Source organism: Roseibium album, assembly GCF_965233825.1.
GTDB classification, from domain to species: Bacteria; Pseudomonadota; Alphaproteobacteria; order Rhizobiales; family Stappiaceae; genus Roseibium; species Roseibium album.
The window spans coordinates 817,703-840,538 of the sequence record NZ_OZ247583.1; the positions used below are offsets into that span (position 1 = coordinate 817,703).

Below are 22,836 nucleotides of genomic sequence, written 5' to 3' on the forward strand. Positions count from 1 at the left end.
AATGGTGATGAGTCGTGATTTGGCGTGATCGGCACTGTTTTAGCAATTGATAACAAGTAACTAGAAAGCAAATCGCACCAATGTGCGATCTGCTCACCTTTTCTCGATCAGCTTTCGAAGACCACGAGAAGGTCTTTTGCGTCAATTTGAGCGCCAGGAGTGACCAGCACTTCTTTGACTTTACCGTCTCGCTCCGCATGAAGCGCTGTTTCCATCTTCATGGCCTCGATGGAGACGAGAACGTCACCGGCCTTGACGTCCTGCCCGGTCGCAATGGCAACCGTGGAAATGACACCCGGCATCGGCGCTCCGACATGCGCGGCGTTTCCGTCTTCGGCCTTGCGCATCGCGGCGGCACCGGTTGCGCCGTGAGCGCGGTCCGGGACCTTGACATTACGTGGCTGCCCGTTGAGCTCGAAGAATACTTTCTTCTCGCCCTTTTCATCCGTTTCCCCGATCGCCTGACACCGCACGACCAGTGTCTTGCCGGCCTCAAGATCGACAAAAACCTCTTGGCCTGCTTCCAGCCCGTAAAAATAGACCGGCGTCGGCAGGACCGAAGTCGGTCCGTATTGCTGCTGTGCCTTGTCGAAATCGGTAAAGACCTTCGGGTACATCAGGTAGGCCGCAAGATCCGTGTCGTTGATATCACCTCCCGTCGCGGCCGCTGCAGTCTTGCGTTCCGCGTCAAGATCGGCGTCTTCCAGCAGCGACCCCGGACGAACGGAGATGGGCGCACTTCCCTTGAGCACCTTTTCCTGCAACGCGGCCGGCCAGCCACCCGGCGACTGGCCGAGATCGCCGTGAAGCATCTTGACGACACTGTCCGGGAAGGCGACATCCTTGTCCGGATCCTCGACTTCTTCGACGGAAAGCCCCTGGCTGACCATCATCAATGCCATGTCGCCGACCACCTTTGAGGACGGTGTCACCTTGACGATGTCCCCAAACATCATGTTGACGTCTGCATAGGCCTGCGCAACTTCATGCCAGCGGGTTTCGAGCCCCAGCGATCTTGCCTGCTCTTTCAGGTTGGTGAATTGACCGCCCGGCATTTCGTGCAGGTACACTTCCGAAGCACCAAATCGCAGATCACTTTCGAATGCGCGATACTGCGTCCGAACAGCCTCCCAGTAGAAGGATATCTGACGGATCGTCTTGGCATCGAGCCCCGTGTCACGCTCGCTTCCACGCAAGGCCTCCACGATCGATCCGAGACAGGGCTGTGACGTCAATCCGGAAAGCGCGTCCATCGCGGCGTCGACGGCATCGGCCCCTGCTTCGACCGCGGCGAGAATAGTTGCAGCCGCAATTCCGGAAGTATCATGGGTGTGGAAGTGGATCGGCAGATCCGTCTCGTCCTTCAGGGTCTTGATCAGGACCCGTGCCGCCTCCGGCTTGAGAAGGCCTGCCATGTCCTTGATACCGAGAATGTGCGCACCCGCCGCTTCCAGCTCCTTGGCAAGGCCGACATAATATTTCAGGTCGTATTTTGGCCGCGCACTGTCGAGCATGTCGCCCGTGTAACAAAGCACGCCTTCGCAAAGCTTGTTCGCTTCCTGAACCGCGTCCATCGAAACGCGCATGTTTTCAACCCAGTTGAGGCAATCAAAGACACGGAACAGGTCAATTCCATTTTCCGCGGCTTGCTTGACGAAAAACTTGACGGTGTTGTCAGGGTAATTCGTGTAACCGACGCCGTTGGAGCCGCGCAGCAGCATCTGAAGGAGAATGTTCGGTGCTTTCTCGCGGATGAGATGCAGCCGCTCCCACGGACTTTCGGTCAGGAACCGCATTGCGACGTCGAAGGTCGCTCCCCCCCAGCATTCCAGTGAAAACAGCGTCGGAAGGCCGACGGCATAGGCATCGGCGACATTGACGATATCATGGGTCCGCATGCGTGTTGCCAGCAGCGACTGATGACCATCACGCATCGTGGTGTCTGTGATCAGTGCCCGTTTCTGGCCTTTCATCCAGTCCGCGAACCCCTTGGGACCGAGTTCATCGAGAAGTTGCCGTGTGCCGGAGGGCTTGTCGTCGCCGAAATCCGGAATGGTCGGGGGCGCCACATCCTTGGGCGGACGCGCCCGGTTTTTGGTCTCTGGATGTCCGTTGACCGAAACGTCCGCGATGTATGTCAACAACTTGGTTGCCCGGTCCTGACGCTTGGTCTGTTCGAAAAGCGAAGGAGTCTCGTCGATGAAACGGGTGGTGTATTTATTTGCCCGGAAATCATCGTGATCAATGATGTTCTCCAGGAAGACAAGGTTTGTCGCCACGCCGCGGATCCGGAACTCCCGCAAGGCGCGGTCCATGCGCTTGCGCGCGTCTTCCGCCGTCGGCGCCCAGGCCGTGACCTTTTCCAGAAGCGGGTCATAAAACCGTGTGATCACCGCGCCCGAATAGGCGGTACCGCCGTCCAGGCGAATGCCGAAGCCCGTCGCGCCGCGATATGCGGTGATCCGGCCATAGTCCGGAATGAAGTTCTGTTCCGGGTCTTCCGTGGTGATCCGGCACTGAAGTGCATGACCGTTGAGGCGAATGTTCTCCTGCGCCGGAACGCCGCTTTCCGGTGTGCCGATCCTGGCACCTTCCGCTATATGGATCTGCGCCTGCACGATATCGATGCCGGTCACTTCCTCTGTGACCGTGTGCTCCACCTGAACTCGCGGGTTCACCTCGATGAAGTAAACGGCACCCGTGTCGGCATCCATCAGGAATTCGACCGTTCCCGCACCCCGGTAGTTCACCGCACGGCCGATTTTCAGACCGTATTCGCAGAGCTCCTGGCGTTTCGCTTCTTCCAGATAAGGTGCCGGTGCACGCTCGACGACTTTTTGGTGACGACGCTGGATGGAGCAGTCCCGCTCAAACAGATGCACGACGTTCTCGCCATCGCCCAGGATCTGAACTTCGACGTGACGCGCCTGCTGCACGAGTTTTTCAAGATAGATTTCGTCCTTGCCAAAGGCGGCCATTGCTTCGCGTTTGGCGGCCAGAACTTCTTTTTCGAGCGTCGCCTCGTCCGGGATGACGCGCATTCCCCGGCCACCGCCACCCCAGGACGCTTTCAGCATCACCGGATATCCGATTTCGAGCGCTTGTCGCTTGATATCACCAATATCGTCCGGAAGCGGGTCGGTCGCCGGCATCACCGGGACACCGGCCTCGATCGCCAGGTTTCTTGCAGCGACCTTGTTGCCGAGACGCCGCATCGTGTCGGACCTCGGGCCGATGAAAGTGATGCCTGCAGCATCACAGGCATCCACGAATTCGGGACTTTCCGAGAGCAGGCCGTAACCTGGATGAATGGCATCTGCACCGGCAAGCCTGGCAACACGGATGATTTCGTCGATGGAAAGATAGGCTTCGATCGGACCAAGCCCCTTGCCGACCTGATACGCCTCGTCCGCCTTGAAGCGATGAAGCGCCAGTTTGTCCTGTTCGGCATAGATCGCGACGGTCTTCAGACCCAACTCATTGGCGGCACGAAATACCCGGATCGCGATTTCAGACCGGTTCGCAACGAGAATTTTTGTTATTGCCAAAAGCCCATTCCCCTAATTTTTCGCAAAAGCAAGGCCGATTTTGCGCAAGATTTCTACTTTGGTCGAAGGCACTTGAAAAGGGGCAGAAAGGGTGTCCTTTTCTAAACTTGGAAAATATTTTTGCGCCTGCACGGGTAACTCATGGAAAACGCGTGCGAATTGCCGAAAGTTACGAGTGTAACTAGACTTATAAAAAATTTGCAGTGCAAAAATTCGGAGCTGATTCAGAGATTTCTCATCTCAAAAACAGAGTGAATCCCGTGACCCGATTTGAAACAGGTGAGGGATGCGGTTGACGCCGACCATTCAGGCAAACAGGATTTGTCGCTTTTCGACTAGCGTCCGGCAAGTCATCACACACCATATATTGTAAGAACAGACAGGAAACATTCGGGAGTCAGCGATTCGTCCGGGTTTCGTTCTTGCTGTGTCCGTTTATTAACCGGCACATTGACGGCGCCACGTACCCGATTCAGATTAAATTAATCCTTGACACAGTTTCCTGGAATTTCCGCACGCTGTTTGCGATGCGACTCAAGTCTTTGACCAGATTCAGGATTTCGTGGGGCAAATCAGCGCACGGACCATATCTTGTAGGGAACAAATCCTGAATCGTCCGGAGTCCGCGATTCGGTTTCGGTTTGTTCTGGAGTCGTTCTCCACAAGAATTTTGTTTGCTATGATTCGATAGAATTTCACCAAAAGAAATGGCGACATTGTCGTCCGGCCTGTGCTAGACACGCGGCACTAGATATAGGCGCAGAGCCCGAAGAAAGCCGATCAAAACCAATTCCATGTCACGCCCACAAACGTTGCCGCTGCCACCGTCGGCCAGGTCCCGCACCGTCACGGCTGTCCTTGGCCCCACCAACACCGGAAAGACCCATCTCGCCATAGAGCGCATGCTCGCGCAGTCATCCGGCCTGATTGGACTGCCTTTGCGCCTGCTTGCGCGCGAGGTTTACGGACGGATCGTCGAACGTTCCGGTTCGGACTCGGTTGCCTTGATCACCGGCGAAGAAAAGATCATTCCGGAAAAACCCCGTTTCTGGGTTTCCACCGTCGAAGCCATGCCGCTCGATCTCGATACGGAGTTCGTGGCGATCGATGAGGTGCAGCTGGCCGGTAATCTTGACCGCGGACATGTCTTCACCGACCGCATCCTGAACCTTCGCGGCAAATCGGAAACGCTTCTTCTGGGTGCTGCAACTGCGCGTCCGCTGCTGGAAAGGCTGCTCCCGGGCATAAATGTCGTCACGCGCCCGCGCATGTCCGTCCTGGAATATGCCGGGTCGAAAAAAGTGTCGCGCTTGCCGGCGCGGTCTGCCGTGGTCGCCTTTTCGTCAGATGAAGTCTATTCGATTGCGGAATTGATCCGGCGACAGCGCGGTGGCGCCGCCGTCGTGCTTGGCTCGCTTAGCCCGCGCACGCGCAACGCCCAGGTTGAACTGTTCCAGAACGGTGACGTCGACCATCTCGTTGCAACCGACGCGATTGGCATGGGTCTCAACCTCGACGTACAGCACATTGCCTTCGCCGGAAATCGCAAATACGACGGCTACCAGTACCGTCAGCTGACTCCATCGGAAATGGGACAGATTGCCGGACGGGCGGGCCGGCACACAAAGGATGGGACCTTCGGCGTGACCGGCCGTGTGGATCCGCTGGACGACAATCTTGTCGAACAGATTGAAAGCCACCACTTCGACAGCCTGAAAGTGCTGCAATGGCGCAACAGTTCGCTGGATTTTTCATCTGTGCGCACATTGCGGCAAAGCCTCGATACGGTGCCTCAGGAACAAGGACTCGCCCGTGCACCGACGGGTGATGACGTGACCGCTCTTGAACTTTTATTGCGTGACACCGCAATTTCCGGCATGGCAAAGGGTGAAAAAGCGATCGAATTGTTATGGGATGTGTGTCAGGTGCCGGACTATCGCAAGATCGCCCCGGCCAACCATGCAGAGCTTCTGGACACCATTTACACCCATCTGATGCAGGACAACTGCATCGCGGATGACTGGTTCACGCGTCAATTGGCCTTCGCAGACCGCACAGATGGTGATATCGACACTCTCGCCAACCGGATTGCTCATATCCGGACCTGGACATATGTTGCCAATCGCCCCGACTGGCTGGCCGATCCGGCCCACTGGCAGGGTGAAACGAGCAACATTGAAGACAAACTATCAGACGCCCTTCACGAGCGCTTGACGCAACGTTTCGTGGACCGGCGGACTAGTGTATTGATGCGACGTTTGAGAGAGAACGCAATGCTGGAAGCAGAAATTACCTCGAGTGGCGATGTGCTCGTAGAAGGTCAGCACATCGGAAATTTGCTTGGCTTCCGGTTTGCACCCGATGCGGCAGCTGAAGGCCCGGACGGAAAGACCGTTCGTGCCGCTGCACAAAAGGCCCTGACCACCGAAATCGAATCCCGGGCCGAGAAACTCGGCAAATCGGAAAACAGCGATTTCGTGCTGACATCGGAAGCCGCGATCCGTTGGCGTGGTGAACCGGTTGCCAAACTGGTCGCCGGCGAAGACGTGCTGACACCGACAGCATTGCTGCTTGCAGACGAGCACCTGACCGGACCGGCGCGCGATACCGTGCAGAACCGGCTTGAGCTTTGGGTGAAAGCCCAGATCGACACACTTCTGAAACCGCTGGTCGACCTGAAATCCGGCGAAGGACTCGAGGGGCTCGCCCGCGGCATTGCTTTTCGCATAGTCGAGGGGCTCGGCATTCTCGAACGCCAGGACGCCGCTGACGAAATTCGCCAGCTTGATCAGGACATGCGTGCGTCGCTGCGCAAGCATGGCGTCCGTTTCGGTGCCTATACGATTTTTGTTCCTGCTCTTTTGAAGCCGGCACCAAGCCAGCTTCTTGCTCAGCTCTGGGCCTTGAAGCACGGTTCGCTGGATATGAACGGCATGACCGAACTGCCGCAATTGTCTGCGTCCGGACGAACGTCTATTCCGGTTGATGAGACCATCGACAAGGCACTGTACAAGGTTGTCGGTTTCCGTGTGTGCGGACCCCGGGCCGTCCGCGTCGACATACTGGAGCGTCTTGCCGACCTGATCCGGCCGTTGATCGCGTGGAAGCCTCTGGATGCTGAAGTTAGCCCGCCGGAAGGTGCGATCGAACAGGGCGGCGGTTTCATGGTGACCGTCGCCATGACGTCTTTGCTGGGTTGCGCCGGTGACGATTTCTCCGCTGTTTTGAAGTCGCTTGGTTATCGGGTCGAAAGCAGGGAAATACAACGTCCGGTGACCGCAAAACCAGACGCTTCCCAAGCTGCGGAAACACTTGCAGTCGAACCGGAAGCGAAGGGTGAAAGCACATCTGCCACGGAAGAATTGGCAGCAGATACCGGGGCGACAGGCGAAGAAACCACCTCTTCAACCGACGATACGACACCTGTTGAAATGAATGCGGAGCCTTCCTCCGAAGAACTTGTGAGTGTTGCTGAAACTGTCAATTCCGACACAGCGGCGGCAATGCCGACGGAAGGTGCCACCGGCGATACCATTGTGGAAGAGGCACCCGCCATTGCAGCGACGGAGCCCGTCGAAGACGCGGCGCCCTCTGCTCCGGCAGGTGACAACACCGGTAAGGAAGAAACTGAAGGCGCAGAAGCCGCCCCTTCCGAGGCCACGATTGCCGCGTCGTCCGATGAGCCTGCAGCAGAACCTGCCGACATGGAAACGGTTACGATCGAGATCTGGCGCCCGGGCCGTCAGGACCGGAGACCACGTGGACGTCAGGATCAGCGGCGCGGTGACAACCGCAAGGGCCAGGGACATGGTCCCAAAGGAGGTCATGGTGAAAAACGCCACGGCAAGGGAGGTGGCGGAAAGGGTGGACCGAACCGCAATCGGAGCGGCCATCAGGGTGGTAACAGGGGATCTGACGGCGGAAACCGCCGCAACAATCCGCCAAAGGACAAACCGATCGATCCGAATTCGCCATTTGCCGCTCTCATGGCCCTCAAGGCGGATATGGATAACAAGGACAAGAAGTAATTTCCCCCGGTCGCACACAAGCTGCCGCTGAAACAGACGGTGGCAGTCTGCGCATCGACAAGTGGCTCTGGTACGCCAGGGTCACCAAATCCCGGTCCCTTGCCCAGAAACTGGCGACAACCGGCCACGTACGGATCAACAGGGACAAGATTTCATCCGCGAGCAAAACCGTCAGGATCGGTGACGTGCTGACCATCGCGTTGGAACGAAGGGTTCTGGTTCTGAAGATTGCCGGGCTCGGATCTCGGCGCGGTCCGTTCGAGGAAGCCCGCAAACTCTACGAAGACCTTTCACCTCCGCTGCCGCCCAAAAAGGAATCGCCACCACCGCCACCTGGACAACGGGAGGCCGGTGCCGGGCGGCCGACCAAGCGCGACCGGCGCAAGATGGACGCGTTTCGCAGTGAAAGTTGATGCTGAATCCGGTATTTGAAGATAAAACGGAATAACTTTCTATTGTCGGCAAGGATTGCGTCAACCTGTGCGCTTGCGTGTGCCAAGCAAAAACGATACCCAACACCGATCTATGGATGAATTCGTGCGCACGAAAGGCAAGTGCCGCACGCAAACGACCGCCGGGCGAATGAGGGGCGCAACAGCCACGAAAATTCGCGCCGGCACGCAGCGAGGATACCGATGACCTACGTCGTCACAGACAATTGCATCAAATGCAAATACACGGACTGTGTTGAAGTCTGCCCGGTGGATTGCTTCTATGAAGGCGAAAATTTTCTCGTCATCAATCCGGATGAATGTATCGACTGCGGTGTCTGCGAACCGGAGTGTCCGGCAGAAGCCATTCTACCGGACACGGAACCGGGCCTCGAGAAGTGGATCGAGATAAACGCGGAATACTCGGAAAAATGGCCGAACATTACCGAGAAGAAAGACCCGTTGCCGACTGCTGAGGAATTCGACGGTAAAGAAAACAAGTTTGAAGAGCATTTTTCACCGAATCCACCGACTTGATTCGTTCAGATATTACCTATGCGGCGGTCTGCCGCATGCGTGATCCCGGCGATTGCGAATCATATTTGACCATTAATTTCAATACCCTGCACATAATCGGCGGGCACAGCTTTGTGGTGATTGTGCACCACGAAAGCGCGACACTTTAATTTTCCACAAAAGTATGTTACATATAGGGAACAGTCGTCACCCACGAGAACAACCCCCAAAACGGAGTTTCGAAAACGTGGTCCGGATCCCTGGGAAACCGGATGCGTCGGCTCCCGACAGCGCTTATCGACTGAACAAGGTTCTATAGTGGAAATCGACGACTGACCAGCCCTGACACGCCGCATATCAACAGGCGTTCCATATCGGATCGCTCGGCAGGATGCCGTGTCGCAAAATTAAGGTGACCGTTCAACGGTCCAACACCGGTCCGAACGGATCGAAAACTGCGCAGGAGAGAATACGAGTATGGCAACGAATCCCAAAAAGGCCGCGCAGCGTCAAGGTTTCAAGACCGGCGAGTACATCGTTTATCCGGCACACGGTGTCGGCCAGATTACCGCGATCGAAGAGCAGAATGTTGCGGGCCACTCTTTGGAGTTGCTCGTCATCGTTTTCGAGCAGGACAAAATGACCCTCCGCGTTCCGGTTGCAAAGATCGCATCGGTGGGAATGCGCAAACTCGGCGATCCGGCAGCAGTCAAGAAAGCTCTGGAAACGGTTCGCGGCCGCCCGCGCGTGAAGCGCACAATGTGGAGCCGCCGTGCACAGGAATACGAAGCAAAGATCAATTCTGGCGACCTGAATGCAATTTCCGAGGTTGTTCGGGATCTCTTCAGATCTGACAGTCAGCCGGAACAGTCCTACTCCGAGCGGCAGCTTTATGAAGCGGCTCTCGACCGGATGGCGCGCGAAATCGCTGCTGTTAACAAGTGTTCTGAAACTGAAGCGGTCAAACAGATCGAACAGAACCTTGCGAAATCACCGAGTCGCTTGAAAGCTGCAGCAGCAGCTGAAGCCGAAGCGGAAGCAGAAGATGATGAAGACAAGGAAGAAGCTGCTTGATTTCGAGCAGTTTTTACTGTCACTGACAGTTGAAAGGCCCGGCCATTTGCCGGGCCTTTTTTTGTTCAGGGCTACTCTCGAAACCCCGTCAGGCAATGTAGACAAGGGTTTACGCTCGCGCGGCAATCACGCAGAAGTGCACAAAATCTGCGCCATTGCCCCTGCCAAGTGATCTAACCTACGCTTCGGTACGTAATTCTCCCGAGATCCCATCGGAGCGCCAATCATGTCAGGAAACGAAAAGCGGCAACTGGTTCAAGCGGCAATGAAAGCCCCTTACCTCACACGTGAAGAGGAAAGGGAGCTCGCGGTAAGCTGGCGCGAGCAAAAGGACGAGAAGGCACTGGAAAAGCTGTCGCTGTCGCACATGCGGCTCGTGATTGCCGTGGCCTCTCGGTTCCGGAACTTTGGATTGTCGCTCGGCGACCTGATCCAGGAAGGCCATGTTGGTCTGCTCGAAGCAGCCGCCCGGTTTGAACCGGAACGGGAAGTCCGTTTTTCGACTTATGCCACCTGGTGGATCCGGGCTTCAATACAGGATTACATTTTGCGCAACTGGTCGATCGTTCGCGGCGGCACGTCCTCTTCGCAAAAAGCTCTCTTTTTCAATCTGCGCCGGTTGCGTGCGAAACTCTCCAGCAACCAGACACCGCTCACGGACAGCGAACTGCACCAGAAGGTTGCCGACGCAATCGGCGTCAAGCAGTCCGATGTTGCCTTGATGAGCGCACGTCTGTCGGGGCCCGACACATCCCTGAATGCACCGGTCGCCGACAGCGAAGGCTCAAGTGCCGACCGGCAGGATTTCCTGGTGTCCGATGCGCCCCTGCCGGACGAAATCGTCACCGGCAACATCGATTCCGAGCGGCGTCACAAGTGGCTTTGCTCGGCGCTCAGGGTGTTGAGTGAGCGCGAACTCAGAATTGTCAGGGAGCGCCGCCTTTCCGAAGACGGTGCAACACTCGAGTCCCTTGGTGCAAAGCTTGGAATTTCCAAGGAGCGGGTGCGCCAGATCGAAAGCCGCGCCATGGAGAAACTGAAATCGGCTCTCCTTGCCGAACAACCCGACAAGGCGGTCTACAGCACATAACCGGCTGTTTTCAGCCCTCCGCGGCGCAGGAGTTTATTTGAGCTGCAACACGAATGCGCTCATCGAATCGGCGATCCTCCCGTGAATGGCTGCCCTGTCGGTACCGGCGGGATCATCGCAGATCGGGTCGTCTTGCTCTTCTTTCAGCAACTTGGCGCCCCGCTCCGTGCATTCGGCCAGAAACGTGAAATGATGCGCCGGGGACAGCGTGACGTGGTTCGCGTTTTTCAGTTTCCCGAGCAGATTGCTGCCATTCACGCCGACATCCGTCGCCGGCCACAGGTTTTCCCTGCCCAGACTTATCACTTGAATGGGGATTGAAGTCTCCAACAGGCTGTCGTCGTCGACCGCGTATGTGAAACCGGGGTCAATAGCAATCACGCCTGCGATACGCGTATCCAGACCGCTTTCTTCCAGACCGTCCGCCATGCTGACCAGGTCCACATCTCCCTTGGCGAAAAACAGGCAATCCTGAGCGGTTCCTTCGAAGCGACTGCAATATTCCGCATAGGCCTTCGCATCAAAGGTAACTCCAGCCAGTGTGAGGGCGCTCGCACCCCCGAGCGAGAAGCCTGCAGCAACAATGCGTTCCTCGTCGATGAACCGCGAAAAATATGGATCGGACAGCAGGTGATCGAGAGCAGCACTGAGGTCGGCTGCCCGCTCCGCAGGTTGCAAGGACCGGCGTGGTGACGAATCTCCGGAAGTTGATCCTGGATGATTGACACCAACAACGATGATGCCTCGTTTGGCCAGCTCTGACGACATCCAGGACAGGGTATCCATGTTGCCGCCGGACCCATGGGAAAACAACAAAACGGGATAGCGGCCTTTCTTCATACCGGCTCCCACCATTCCCTTGGTACCCTTGAAGAGCGGGTTCTTGCCGATAAAACCGGCATAGGTTCTGGTTCCTGCGGGATACCAGATCGATCCCTGCATCAGTGACGGCCTGTGTGTCGCGGATACCGGGAAACGGTCAAAGCCGGCCAACTCCTGTTCATCGGCATTGGCAACGCTTGCTGACAAAAGAGACAGGGCAAAGAGAAAACGCTTCATGATCGAACATCCTTTCTTGATCTGCGCTTGGCTGATTGGATGGTCTTTTTCTGGCACCCGCCTCTCGATCCGGCGTCCTAAAACCGGATTTAGGTCGCCTCGAACCTGTTTTTGTCCTATCGCGTTGTCTCGTCATTGCATTAACCGAGACGAAGATGATTGTTCTGCCCCTGCCGTTGATCGTTGCCCTCGTGCTTGGCTTTCTGTTCGTCCAGGCAATTCTTGCAGGAAACCGGCCTGTGCTGTTTTCCGCGCTCTTGCTGTTGTGCGCCCTGCAAAACTTCGTTGTCGCTGCCGGCCAGTATTACGGTCTGCACTTCGCCTTCCAACTGCAGCCAATCCTGGCTTCAACAATCCCTCCACTGGCCTTTGCCGCCTACATGTCCGCCTCGGTTCGGCAGGTCACACCGGCGCGCGACTGGATACACCTGCTCGGCCCGGCTTTCGTCTTCTTTTGCGTCCTGTTTGCGCCCGTGACCCTCGATATCGTCCTTGCCGCGATCTTCCTGAGCTATGGTTTGGCGCTTCTCCTCAGCCTGCACGCGCATAAAGATGCACTGCCGCTGGTCAAACTTGAATCCGGTGCAGTTCCCCAGCGGATCTGGATGGCGATTTCGATTGCGCTGCTGGTTTCCGCCATGACGGATCTTGTCATCGGCTATGCATTTCAAACCGGCAGTCCGGGTTGGGCCCCAAAAATCATCAGCGCCGGCTCGGTTGCTTCGCTTCTGGCAATCGGATTGCTGAGCGTTTCTCCGGACCTGCGGACGCCGCCTGCCTGTTTGGACAAATCGAGCGAGGATGAAATCGGGCAGGCACCGGCGAAACCGGTCACAGAATTGGAAATCGACCTCGTCAGGCGCCTCGATGAACTGCTTGTTGTCAGAAAATTCTACCTTGATCCAGGCCTGACTCTGGCGATGCTCGCACATCGCCTCCAGGTTCCCGCAAAAGAGCTTTCAACGGCGATAAACAAGACAACAGGTGAGAACGTATCGCGCTACATCAACAAGTACCGGATCCGGCACGCCTGCAGCCTTCTTCGGGAGGGCGCATCTGTCACGACCGCAATGCTGGATAGCGGATTCAACACGAAATCCAACTTCAACCGGGAGTTTGCGCGGGTAACGGCGAAAACACCAAGCACCTGGGTTCAGGTCGACGCCAGTTACCAGGCTGAACCGGCAGCCAGACTTCCATCCGACAAGCCGGGAACGACATCTAGTCCACCACAAGCTTGACCGCGGTTCCTGCTGGAATGACCTTGTTTCGATTGAGGTCGTTCAGGATCGAGAAGAATTCCAGCCTTCGCGACGGTTCCACACCGCTCATTCCGATCGCCAGCTTGCGCGGCGTGTCGCCTGCCTTTGTCTTGACCACCTTGATACGCAGCGACTGAAGGCGCGCCCGTTCGGTCGGCGTCAGCTGCCGGAAACTGTCGACTGTTTCACGAAAATCATCATCAAAGCCCTGGTTTGGCGACCTGCTCGCAAAAATGAACCGGTATCCCGTCCGGCCAATACGCACGACGGAAATTCGGAAGGACCAGCCCTGGGTGATTGCAGCGCCGGTGACAGCCGGAAGGCCGTTGATGGTCGTCTCGCGGACACTTTCAGGAAGCAACCCGTTGATCCAGCCTGAATTCATGTAGTCCGCCAGGCTTGAGTATCCGCTGACATCGGCACCGTCGAAACGGATCGCCGTGCCGTCGCCGTTGCTTGCCAGCACGGCCTCTGTGGAGTTTTCCAGAATATAGCCCTTTGGTACGGTAAATCCGATTCCAAGTGCCTTGTGCAGGAAGGATCGCCCTCGCACGAAACCTTCAAGCGGATCGTCGCCATACAGCATGCCGTTGATCTGGGTCAGGTATCGATCCCGATCACGTTCTCCGATACCTGGCGCTCCAATCTGCCGGGCGGACCGGACTGCGATCTGCAGGCGCTCCGGGGTCGATGGATGGGACGACAGAAAATCGGGCGCACCGGACGATGACGAATCTGCGGACTGATAACGCGCATAGGCGGCCATGGACCGCAGAAAACGAGCTGCTGCATAGGGATCGAAATCTGCTTTGGCCAGCGTCTTGACCCCGATCGCATCCGCCTCCAGTTCCTGAACCTGGCTAAACCTGGCGAACGACAATTGCGACGAGACGATCGCTTTCCGGGCCTCTTCGGAATCCTGAACAACATCCGTCAGGACCTTGTTGGCAAGCTGCTTTGCTTCTGCCCGCTGCTGGCGCTTGATCGCGTGGTTGGCGGTAACATGCGCCATTTCATGCGCGAGAACAGCGGCCACTTCCGAGGTGTCGTTCGCGAGCGCCAGCAGACCGCGAGTGACATAAAGATACCCTCCCGGCAGCGCGAAAGCATTGATTGCCGGGGAATTCAGGATCGTGATCTTGTAGCTCTGGGACGGATCGTCCGAGGCGGCCACCAGGCGGCCGACGACACTTGCGACAGCCCGTTCCGCGCCGGGATCCTTGTAGACCCCGCCATAGGTGGCAACGACGCGAGGATGTTCACGCGCGCCGATATCGTTGGTCAGGCCCGGGCGCAAGGTGCCCGGCGTCACAGTGCCAACGCTGGTTCCATCACCCAGAAGCTGGCAGGACGCCAGGGTCAGCGACAAACCGGCGACGAAAACAGCGCGCAGCCAGTTGCCTGCGGTGACGCGAAGGTCCGCAGCTAGTGCGCCGAAGCGGTGCTTGCGACGGAAATCAGTTGCTGTATCGACCGCCACGTTTTGCCCTTCTGCGTTCGAGAACCACCAGTTGCTCGGGATGCCGGAGCGCAATATACGGTCCGTCTTTTTCCTGCAAGACACCTCTTACTTCAACGACATGACCGGCCAGACCCTCGATCTGCCATCCGGACAGGGCGAGAGCTTCGTTGAACCTGTCTTCATCGGAGGATTTGAGCGTCACCGTCAAATCGGACTTCCAGTGTCTTCCGAAATTGAGATAGCGGGTGCTGCGGGTTTTTCCAAGCGAAACTATGCGGCCACGCGCGATCACATACTGTCCCGCCCTGCCGTCGAAGGATTTCGGCGCCGATGTCTGGAAAACCTCGGCGCCAGCCTGGCCTTGCCAAATCCCCGCGTGGGACTTCCTGGCGAACTCTTCCGCGCTTCGCAGCAGGTCAGCACAAGAGGGCGATGCTCTGTCGGGTGCAAAGATCGCACCACCGTCCTTGAGTATCTGCACCTGCAGAAGATCAGCATCTTCACCATTTTGCATGACGATCCATGAGGGTATCAGGCCCCATCGGTTCGGCTCGTCGATTGGAACCGCCGTAAGACGGGTACCGCTCTTGGCCGAGAGCCGGATTGCCGATGGTGCGCGCTCGGCTCCGGTCGTGAGCACCAGGAGATCGGTGGCGATGAAGCTGCGCCCCTCCCCATCCTGAAAAACACCTTCCTTGTCCCATGAGACGATCTCGGCAAGATTTGCCTGATCGTCGACACAGGATGCGACGCCATCATCAATACCAAACGTCCCGGACACGGGAAGGGATTCACCGTCAGCCTTTGCTGGCATTGCGACACCAAGGAACAGGCTGAACAGGCTGAACAGGCAAGATATGACCGCGCAGCTTCGGGAAATGACAGCGCCGTTGCCGGCACCTTCCCGAAAAAAATATAAACTGCATGTACCGGTCACCAATTCCCCTCACGTCCGAACGACGCCTGGCCGCCACAATCTTCCGGCAAAGCCGTTCGCTCCCGCCAGCCGGTCGGCAGATATCGGTCTGGCTCATCAACCTGCGAACGGTTCGCACTGATCCAGTTGCTAAGCAGCGAATAAGGCAAGTCCAAGACAAAGCCCTGAAACGGTGCACTCCTCCATTCAACTCCAGGGCGGAGCAGCAATCTTGCAACACCGTGTCATTCCGGATTGCCTATCATTCAATGGGGCTCGCAAAGTCGCGCAAATCATGTTAATCGACCCCGATCAGGCCCCGTAGCTCAGCAGGATAGAGCATCAGATTCCTAATCTGAGGGTCACAGGTTCGAATCCTGTCGGGGTCACCAATTTCATAATGTTTGCAGATACTTGAAAATCGCTCCTGCGCTGCATCATGTGCAGTGTCGGACACCGGACCGCGAACTTGTCCTGTGTCACGATTGGTTGACAATCCGGATTTCAAGTCTTGAGGGAGCTGCTTGGCGGTCTATTTGCCAAGCTCGATCAGCGCCTGCAGAAACAGGTTCGCACCCCTTTCGATGTCGACCCAGTCGCTGTGCTCACCCGGAGAATGGCTGATTCCATTGCGGCTTGGCACGAAAATCAACCCGGAAGGACAGATGCTCTGCATGGTTTGCGCATCGTGACCGGCACCTGAAGGCATCCGCTTGGTCGCAAGTCCCATGTTTCCGGCCAGGGTTTCCAGCCGGTTCGCAAGGTCTGCATCAAGTTGTACCGGCGGCAGCCAGCTTCGCTCGGCAGACTTCAGGCTCAGCCCCGACTTGCGAGCCACATCGAGGGCTCGGTCGTGAACCATGTCACGTAACATCCCCATGACGCTTTCAGATGTGTCACGAAGGATGATGGAAAAGTGGGCCTTGCCAGGAATTGTATGCGGCTGATTTGGTTCCAGGACAACGTGCCCGATTGTGATGCGGGTCTGGTCGGTTCCGGCCTGCTTGATGATCTGCGGGATCTGGTGCGCCAGTTCCGCAAGGCCTGCAAAGGCATCGGAACGCATCGACATCGGTGTTGTTCCCGAATGATTGGCAATGCCGCTGAACGTGTATTCAAGGTAACAGACGCCGGATACCTGGTCTGAAACTCCAACCGATACCTGGTCCTGCTCAAGGACAGGGCCCTGTTCGATGTGGAGTTCAAGAAACGCCCTGATCGTCCCTGCCGGTCTTGCCGCGGATAAGATGGCGCGAGGATCAAGGCCTTGCAACGTCATCGCATCTGCCAGTCGGACGCCGTCTGCATCCCTGGCCCGGGCGATCCAGTCAGCAGTGGCCAGGCCCGCAATTGCCTGTGATCCCAACATGCCGCCAAACCGTCCTTCTTCCTCCGAGGTCGCCACAACTTCGATTGCAGTGGCCGGTTCGAAACCGGCGTCCTTCAGTGTCCGGACACATTCCAGGGCAACGCAGACACCAAGCGATCCGTCAAATGCACCACCGTTCGGCACAGTGTCCAGATGCGACCCTGCCAGGATGCAAGGCCCGTCGTCGGGGCCGTAACGACCAAAGAGATTACCCGCACCGTCGGACCAGACCCTCAGGCCGTCTTTCCGCATTTCATCGCCGAACCATGCCCGGCAGGCCAGGTCCTCGTCTGAAAAACCCGGGCGGTTGAATCCGCCGGTTTCAACATCGAACCCGAACCGGTTCACACCATCGAGCAGGGTCTTGAGGCGGTCCGGACGAATGCTGGGCCCTTGGTGCGGCATTCGGATTTCTCCCTGATTTACAGCGCTTAAGCCTTGTTTTCCCCGGTGTGTCAGTCCCCGGATGAAAATTAATATGAAATAATTATTGCGAATATGCAATTAATCATGATTAATTAGATGAAGACACAAAGAGGGGAATGGTCATGAAAAAGATTTTAGCTGCGGCAGTTGCCTCGGCCTTTTTTGCATTTGCGCCTCAGACACAAGCGCAAACTCCACCCAATGTTCTGGTTGTCGGTCAGATCGCGGAACCGAAATCGCTGGACCCCCAGGCCGTAACGGCGGTCAACGACTTCCGTATCCTCGTCAATCTCTATGACGGTCTGACGCGCTACAAGGACGGTACGCTGGAAGTCGAACCGTCACTTGCCGAAAGCTGGACGATCTCCGAAGACGGCAAGGCCTATACCTTCAAACTGCGCGATGGCATCACCTTCCACGACGGCACACCGTTCAACGCCGAGGCAGTGAAGTTCAATTTCGACCGAATGCTGGATGAAGAACACCCATACCACGACACAGGCCCTTTCCCCTTGTCGTTTTTCTTCTCCGCGGTCGAAGACGTGATCGCGGAAGACGACACCACCGTAACCTTCAAGCTGAATGCGCCCTATGCGCCGTTCCTGTCCAATCTCGCCTACCCGACCGGCCTGATCGTTTCTCCGGAAGCGGTCAGGAAACACGGCAAGGATTTCGGTCGGAACCCATCGGGCACCGGCGCCTACAAGTTCGGTGAATGGGAAGCAAATGCGAAGGTCGTGGCGGTCAGGAATGAAGACTACTGGGACGGTGCCCCGGCCCTGGAAGCCCTGATCTACCGCCCGATCACGGATGCCAATACGCGGATCGCCGAAATGCTGTCCGGTGGACTGGATGTCATGGTTGAAGTTCCGCCCGACAGTTTGCAGCAATTCAAGTCGGACGCGGGTTTCAGTGTTCTTGAGCAGGCCGGTCCCCACGTCTGGTTCCTGATCCTGAATGCCAGGGAGGCTCCGTTCGATACCAGGGCAGCCCGGCAAGCCGCCAATTATGCAATCAACAAGACCGCGCTCGTTGACAACATTCTTCAAGGCACGGCAGACGTCGCCGCCGGCCCGACGCCTCCGGCCTTCGCCTGGGCGTATAACGAAAGCCTCGAGCCCTATCCATATGATCCGGAAAAGGCGAAGGAACTGCTGAAAGAAGCAGGCTACAACGGCGAGGAAATCACCTTCTACGTCACCGAAGGCGGTTCCGGCATGCTGGATCCCGTTGCTATGGGCACGGCGATCCAGGCAGATCTTCAGGCCGTCGGCATGAACGTCAACATCGAAACCTATGAATGGAACACCTTTCTGGGCAAGGTGAATCCCGGCCTTGAGGGCAAGGCAGCCATGGCTGAAATGGCCTGGATGACCAATGACCCGGACACGCTGCCGTTTCTGGCTCTTCGCACGGAAGCATTTCCCGACAAGGGCGGCTTCAACTCCGGATATTATTCCAATGCAAAGGTCGACGAACTTCTGGACAAGGCCCGTCAGGTGACCGATCAGAACGAACGCGCCGCTCTTTACAAGGAAATGCAGGAAATCGTCAGGGAAGACGCTCCCTGGGTTTTCGTTGCCAACTGGAAACAGAACGCTGTCACCAGGGCGTCCGTCGAAGACTTCAAGCTGCAACCGTCCTTTTTCCTGATGTTGCAGGACGTCAAGAAGCCGCAGTAAACAGGAGATTGTCCCGGCGCGAACGAAAAGCCGCCGGGACAATCGTGTTCATCTCAGTTCCGGCATGCTAGGGAGCAAGAGCATTGGGCGCCTACATCGCCAAGCGTCTTCTGGCCGCCATTCCGGTCCTTTTCGGATTGACGATCATCGTTTTCCTGATCATGGCCATGATCCCGGGAGACCCGGCCACAGCCATTCTCGGGTCCTATGCCACTCCGGAAAATGTTGCCAAACTCAACCGGGACCTCGGGCTCGACAAAAGCCTGCCCGAGCAATACGTCATCTGGCTTGGAAATCTCTTCCAGGGAGATCTCGGCCGCTCCTACAGCCTGAACAGGCCTGTGCTCGATGAAGTCCTGGAACGGTTTTCCGCAACGCTGATCCTTGCCGGCACCGCACTGGTTCTGTGTTCTGTCTTCGGGCTTCTGGCCGGGATCGTGTCAGCGGTGCGCCAGTACGGATGGGCCGACAAGATCATCACGCTTCTTGTGCTCATGGGCATTTCGACGCCTTCCTTCTTTCTGGGGCTGCTGCTGATCCTGGTATTTGCCGTAAAGCTTCGTCTGTTTCCGGCATCGGGCATGTACGCCATCTACGGCGGTGGTGACCTTCCTGATCTCTTTCAGCACCTGACCTTGCCTACACTGACGCTTTCCGTCGTTGCGACCGGTGTCGTCGCGCGCCTCACCCGGACGGCGATGCTGGAAGTCCTGAGGCAGGATTACATCCGCACCGCCCGTGCCAAGGGTCTCCCGGAACGCAAGGTCATCTGCAAACATGCATTCAAGTCGGCATTCGTCAGCGTCGTTCCGGTAATCGGGATTCAGGCAGGATTTGTCATCGGGGGGGCGGTCTATATCGAAACGGTCTTTCAGTGGCCAGGCATCGGCTCCATGCTGGTCAAGGCGATTGCCACGCGCGATCTGTTGCTTGTTCAGGGCGGAGTTCTTGTCGTCGCGGCAGCCTATGTTCTGTTCAATCTGCTTGCTGATGTCGTGCAGACGCTGATCGATCCGAGGTTGCGCTGATGACGAACGCGGCAATCAGCGGGAAAGGCCGGCAGGCCGGCAAGTCAGCACGGCCGGGAACACTTTCCCTGCTTCTCAACAACACGCTGGCAACAGCCGGTCTCATCATCCTGATTGCCGTCTGTCTTCTGGCGCTGGCAGCACCCGTCCTGCCTTTGCTCAACCCGGACGTGACTGCCCCTGCAAACCGTTTGCTGCCCGTTTTCAGCACCGGCCATCTGCTTGGAACCGATCATTTGGGAAGAGACCTGCTCTCCCGGCTGATCTGGGGAACTCGCGTCTCACTTGCGGTGGGCGTTTCCGCCACGATCATCGCCGCGGTCTTCGGGTCGGTTCTTGGACTGGTCGCGGGATATGCCGGCGGGCGCACCGACACCGTCATCATGCGCGGTATCGATATGGTGATGGCGTTTCCCTATATCCTGCTCGCGCTTGCCATCGTTGCCGTGCTGGGGCCCGGATTGCTCAATGCGCTCTACGCGATTGCCCTGGTGAACATCCCGTTTTTCGCCCGAAACATACGGGGAATCACCCTTGGTCTGTCCCGCAGGGAATTCGTTGATGCCGCACGACTGTCGGGAAAATCTCCGGCCCAGATCCTGTTTGTGGAAATCCTACCGAATGTGCTGCCGGTTATCGTCATTACCATGTCGACAACGGTCGGCTGGATGATCCTCGAAACGGCGGGACTGTCGTTTCTTGGCCTCGGGGCACAGCCACCACAGGCCGATCTCGGCTCCATGCTTGGCGAGGGACGCAAGATCCTGTTCACCGCGCCGCATGTATCTATCGTCCCCGGGGTTATGATTTTTGTGCTCGTGATGGCGATCAACCTGCTCGGTGACGGCGTCCGGGACATCCTGGACCCGCGTTTGCGGGCGGGGTCGCTGACGAGACCGGTCGCACGGACCGCGGTTTTGCGCAATCCTGCAGATGTTCCTGCCCCGTCCGGTGACGAAAACATCCTGGACGTGCGCCGGCTGCGCACAGAATTTCAGATCGGTGGAACAGTCTACCATGCCGTTGGCGGCGTCGACCTGGCTCTCCGCCAGGGCGAATGCCTTGGCATTGTCGGCGAATCCGGGTCCGGCAAATCCGTCACGGCAATGTCGATCATGGGCCTGGTTCCAACGCCGCCCGGTCGCATTGCGGGCGGAGCGGCCTATCTGGAGGGCGAGGATTTGCTTGCAGCGAGCGACCGGCGCATCCGTGACCTCCGCGGCGACTCTGTCGCCTACGTGTTCCAGGACCCTCTCTCTACCCTTCACCCGCTCTTCACGGTTGGAAATCAGCTTGAAGAAGCCATCCGTACGCATCAGCCCCTTTCCAGGGCGCAAACCAGGCAAAAGGCAATCGAACTCCTGTCACTTGTCCGCATTCCAAATCCGAAGGAACGTCTGACAGCCTATCCACACGAGCTTTCAGGAGGCATGCGCCAGCGCATTTGTATCGCAATGGCACTGGCAAATGACGCCAGGGTGCTTATTGCCGATGAACCGACAACGGCACTTGATGTTACCGTTCAGTCCCAGATCCTGACCCTGATCAACGGCCTGCGCCGCGAACGCAACGCTGCAATTCTCTTTATCACGCACGATTTCGGCGTCGTGTCCGCAATTTGCGACCGCATTGCTGTCATGTATGCCGGCCGGATTGTTGAAACCGGAAAGACAGACGACATCCTGGCCAACCCGCAACATCCCTACACTGCAAAACTCATCGAGTGCGTACCGGTCCTGGGCGAACCTGAGCGACGCCTTGACGCGATTGAGGGGCGCCCGCCTGTTGTGAACGACCTGCCTGACGGATGCGCATTTGCCGACCGTTGCCCACATGCCCAAAGCCTCTGTCGCACAGGGGACATTGAGCTTGTTGCTGCCGGTGCAAACCGGAGTGTGCGCTGTCTTTTCCCGGTGAACACGGATCCTTCCACATGAACGACGGGCGAAAAAAGACATCCGGTGAAGACACGTTGCTGACCATCAGCGACGTGGAAAGAATATTCGGCGGCGAACGCAGGCTTTTTGGCGGACGAGCTCCGGCTGTTCATGCGGTACAAAGCCTGAGCTTAAATGTCCGGAAAGGCGAAACGCTTGGCGTCGTCGGTGAATCCGGATGTGGCAAATCCACCCTGGCGCGCCTTGTGGTCGGTCTGGATGATCCAACGTCGGGAAAGATTGTTTTTGACGGTGAAAATCTGGCCGATCTTGCCCGAAAGGACGGCAATGCCCTCGCGCGAAAGGTGCAGTATGTCTTCCAGGACCCAGTCGCCTCGCTCAACCCGCGCAAGACCATCCGGACCATTCTGGAAGCGCCGCTCAAGCATCTGACAGACCTGGACAAGGATGGCCGTGAAAAACGGCTGACAGAACTGCTGCAGGCAGTGAACCTGGCGCCGGAATTCCTGGAACGGTATCCACACGAGTTTTCCGGTGGCCAGGCCCAGCGAATTGGCATTGCGCGCGCACTTGCGGCCGGACCGGAACTGATTGTGCTGGACGAGCCTGTTTCCGCGCTGGATGTCTCCGTGCAGGCACAGGTGCTGAATCTCCTGGACGATTTGAAGAAGACCTTTGGATTGACCTACATCTTCATCAGTCACGACCTGTCGGTGGTTGAGAGTGTGTGTGATCGTGTCGCGGTCATGTATTTCGGCCGGATAGCTGAACTCGGACCGGCGCAAAGTTTATTTGAAGCACCCATGCACCCCTATACGGATCTTCTCATGCGATCCGCGCCGGCTCCCGGGCGGCATGAATTGATGGCTGAAGACGCTTCCGCCGAACTTCCCGACCCCTACAATCCTCCCGCCGGATGTGCATTTGCCGCCAGATGCAACCGCAAGACCCGGACATGTCTGGATAATCTGCCTGCCTCTGATCAGGCACCAGGCCCCGATTCCGGCCACATCGCAGCTTGCTATCATCCACTAATAGAGGCATAGC

The 22,836-nt window shown here is 57.3% G+C and carries 15 protein-coding genes and 1 tRNA gene; 11 read left to right on the plus strand and 5 right to left on the minus strand.

The genetic code is table 11. The features are described from left to right. Positions 1-107 precede the first annotated feature (107 nt). A complete protein-coding gene (pyc, locus tag ACO6TI_RS03810; RefSeq protein WP_422384386.1) occupies positions 108-3,548 on the minus strand; it encodes a pyruvate carboxylase in 3,441 nt (1,146 codons plus the stop codon). A gap of 794 nt (positions 3,549-4,342) precedes the next feature. On the opposite strand from pyc, the gene ACO6TI_RS03815 reads away from it, so the two are divergent. The 5 genes from ACO6TI_RS03815 to ACO6TI_RS03835 all read left to right on the plus strand — a co-directional run bounded on the left by ACO6TI_RS03815 (position 4,343) and on the right by ACO6TI_RS03835 (position 10,687). Further along, positions 4,343-7,576, plus strand: a complete 3,234-nt coding sequence (locus tag ACO6TI_RS03815; RefSeq protein WP_422384387.1) for a helicase-related protein — start codon at positions 4,343-4,345, stop codon at positions 7,574-7,576. A gap of 47 nt (positions 7,577-7,623) precedes the next feature. Further along, complete coding sequence (locus ACO6TI_RS03820; RefSeq protein WP_055114963.1) at positions 7,624-7,989, plus strand: RNA-binding S4 domain-containing protein; 366 nt, start codon at positions 7,624-7,626, stop codon at positions 7,987-7,989. A gap of 222 nt (positions 7,990-8,211) precedes the next feature. Then, on the plus strand, positions 8,212-8,544 hold the full coding sequence (fdxA, locus tag ACO6TI_RS03825; RefSeq protein ID WP_055114965.1) for a ferredoxin FdxA: 333 nt from the start codon (positions 8,212-8,214) through the stop codon (positions 8,542-8,544). A 456-nt stretch (positions 8,545-9,000) separates the two neighbouring features. Beyond that, the gene (locus ACO6TI_RS03830; protein ID WP_055114968.1) at positions 9,001-9,597 is read left to right on the plus strand and encodes a CarD family transcriptional regulator; all 597 of its coding nucleotides are present in this window, start codon (positions 9,001-9,003) and stop codon (positions 9,595-9,597) included. A 226-nt stretch (positions 9,598-9,823) separates the two neighbouring features. Then, entirely contained in the window at positions 9,824-10,687 is an 864-nt protein-coding gene (locus ACO6TI_RS03835; protein ID WP_055114970.1) for an RNA polymerase factor sigma-32, read from the plus strand. A gap of 33 nt (positions 10,688-10,720) precedes the next feature. On the opposite strand, the gene ACO6TI_RS03840 is transcribed toward ACO6TI_RS03835, so the two are convergent. Next, entirely contained in the window at positions 10,721-11,746 is a 1,026-nt protein-coding gene (locus ACO6TI_RS03840; RefSeq protein ID WP_422384388.1) for an alpha/beta hydrolase family protein, read from the minus strand. A gap of 155 nt (positions 11,747-11,901) precedes the next feature. Here ACO6TI_RS03840 and ACO6TI_RS03845 point away from each other — a divergent pair, with 155 nt between their 5' ends. Then, complete coding sequence (locus tag ACO6TI_RS03845) at positions 11,902-12,987, plus strand: helix-turn-helix domain-containing protein (RefSeq protein WP_422384389.1); 1,086 nt, start codon at positions 11,902-11,904, stop codon at positions 12,985-12,987. Here the strand turns inward: ACO6TI_RS03845 and ACO6TI_RS03850 are convergent. Both ACO6TI_RS03850 and ACO6TI_RS03855 read right to left on the minus strand, forming a co-directional pair. Next, entirely contained in the window at positions 12,968-14,377 is a 1,410-nt protein-coding gene (locus tag ACO6TI_RS03850; protein ID WP_422385290.1) for a M48 family metalloprotease, read from the minus strand. The two genes, ACO6TI_RS03845 and ACO6TI_RS03850, sit on opposite strands and share 20 nt — an antisense overlap. A gap of 88 nt (positions 14,378-14,465) precedes the next feature. Next, the gene (locus ACO6TI_RS03855; protein ID WP_422384390.1) at positions 14,466-15,284 is read right to left on the minus strand and encodes a hypothetical protein; all 819 of its coding nucleotides are present in this window, start codon (positions 15,282-15,284) and stop codon (positions 14,466-14,468) included. Positions 15,285-15,701: 417 nt separating this feature from the next. Here ACO6TI_RS03855 and ACO6TI_RS03860 point away from each other — a divergent pair. After that, a tRNA-Arg gene (locus ACO6TI_RS03860) sits at positions 15,702-15,778 on the plus strand. A 140-nt stretch (positions 15,779-15,918) separates the two neighbouring features. Here ACO6TI_RS03860 and ACO6TI_RS03865 read toward each other — a convergent pair. Then, on the minus strand, positions 15,919-17,160 hold the full coding sequence (locus ACO6TI_RS03865) for a Zn-dependent hydrolase (RefSeq protein WP_422384391.1): 1,242 nt from the start codon (positions 17,158-17,160) through the stop codon (positions 15,919-15,921). 143 nt (positions 17,161-17,303) lie between these two features. Here ACO6TI_RS03865 and ACO6TI_RS03870 point away from each other — a divergent pair, with 143 nt between their 5' ends. From ACO6TI_RS03870 to ACO6TI_RS03885, 4 genes are all read left to right on the plus strand, one after another. Next, a complete protein-coding gene (locus ACO6TI_RS03870; RefSeq protein WP_055115626.1) occupies positions 17,304-18,863 on the plus strand; it encodes an ABC transporter substrate-binding protein in 1,560 nt (519 codons plus the stop codon). 83 nt (positions 18,864-18,946) lie between these two features. Beyond that, complete coding sequence (locus ACO6TI_RS03875; RefSeq protein WP_422384392.1) at positions 18,947-19,891, plus strand: ABC transporter permease; 945 nt, start codon at positions 18,947-18,949, stop codon at positions 19,889-19,891. Then, positions 19,891-21,828: a dipeptide/oligopeptide/nickel ABC transporter permease/ATP-binding protein gene (locus tag ACO6TI_RS03880; protein ID WP_422384393.1), complete on the plus strand. Its 1,938-nt coding sequence runs from the start codon at positions 19,891-19,893 to the stop codon at positions 21,826-21,828. Before ACO6TI_RS03875 ends, ACO6TI_RS03880 begins: the two co-directional genes overlap by 1 nt. Beyond that, positions 21,825-22,835, plus strand: a complete 1,011-nt coding sequence (locus tag ACO6TI_RS03885) for an ABC transporter ATP-binding protein (RefSeq protein WP_282045847.1) — start codon at positions 21,825-21,827, stop codon at positions 22,833-22,835. Before ACO6TI_RS03880 ends, ACO6TI_RS03885 begins: the two co-directional genes overlap by 4 nt. The last annotated feature ends 1 nt before the right edge of the window (position 22,836 follow it).

What these genes read in the sequence shown, in the direction of transcription:
- ACO6TI_RS03845 (WP_422384389.1), top strand. Translation starts at nt 11,902, where the DNA reads ATGATTGTTCTGCCCCTGCCGTTGATCGTTGCCCTCGTGCTTGGCTTT.
- ACO6TI_RS03865 (WP_422384391.1), bottom strand. Translation starts at nt 17,160, where the DNA reads ATGCCGCACCAAGGGCCCAGCATTCGTCCGGACCGCCTCAAGACCCTG.
- ACO6TI_RS03870 (WP_055115626.1), top strand. Translation starts at nt 17,304, where the DNA reads ATGAAAAAGATTTTAGCTGCGGCAGTTGCCTCGGCCTTTTTTGCATTT.
- fdxA (WP_055114965.1), top strand. Translation starts at nt 8,212, where the DNA reads ATGACCTACGTCGTCACAGACAATTGCATCAAATGCAAATACACGGAC.
- ACO6TI_RS03840 (WP_422384388.1), bottom strand. Translation starts at nt 11,746, where the DNA reads ATGAAGCGTTTTCTCTTTGCCCTGTCTCTTTTGTCAGCAAGCGTTGCC.
- ACO6TI_RS03830 (WP_055114968.1), top strand. Translation starts at nt 9,001, where the DNA reads ATGGCAACGAATCCCAAAAAGGCCGCGCAGCGTCAAGGTTTCAAGACC.
- ACO6TI_RS03885 (WP_282045847.1), top strand. Translation starts at nt 21,825, where the DNA reads ATGAACGACGGGCGAAAAAAGACATCCGGTGAAGACACGTTGCTGACC.
- ACO6TI_RS03855 (WP_422384390.1), bottom strand. Translation starts at nt 15,284, where the DNA reads ATGCCAGCAAAGGCTGACGGTGAATCCCTTCCCGTGTCCGGGACGTTT.
- ACO6TI_RS03815 (WP_422384387.1), top strand. Translation starts at nt 4,343, where the DNA reads ATGTCACGCCCACAAACGTTGCCGCTGCCACCGTCGGCCAGGTCCCGC.
- ACO6TI_RS03880 (WP_422384393.1), top strand. Translation starts at nt 19,891, where the DNA reads ATGACGAACGCGGCAATCAGCGGGAAAGGCCGGCAGGCCGGCAAGTCA.
- ACO6TI_RS03835 (WP_055114970.1), top strand. Translation starts at nt 9,824, where the DNA reads ATGTCAGGAAACGAAAAGCGGCAACTGGTTCAAGCGGCAATGAAAGCC.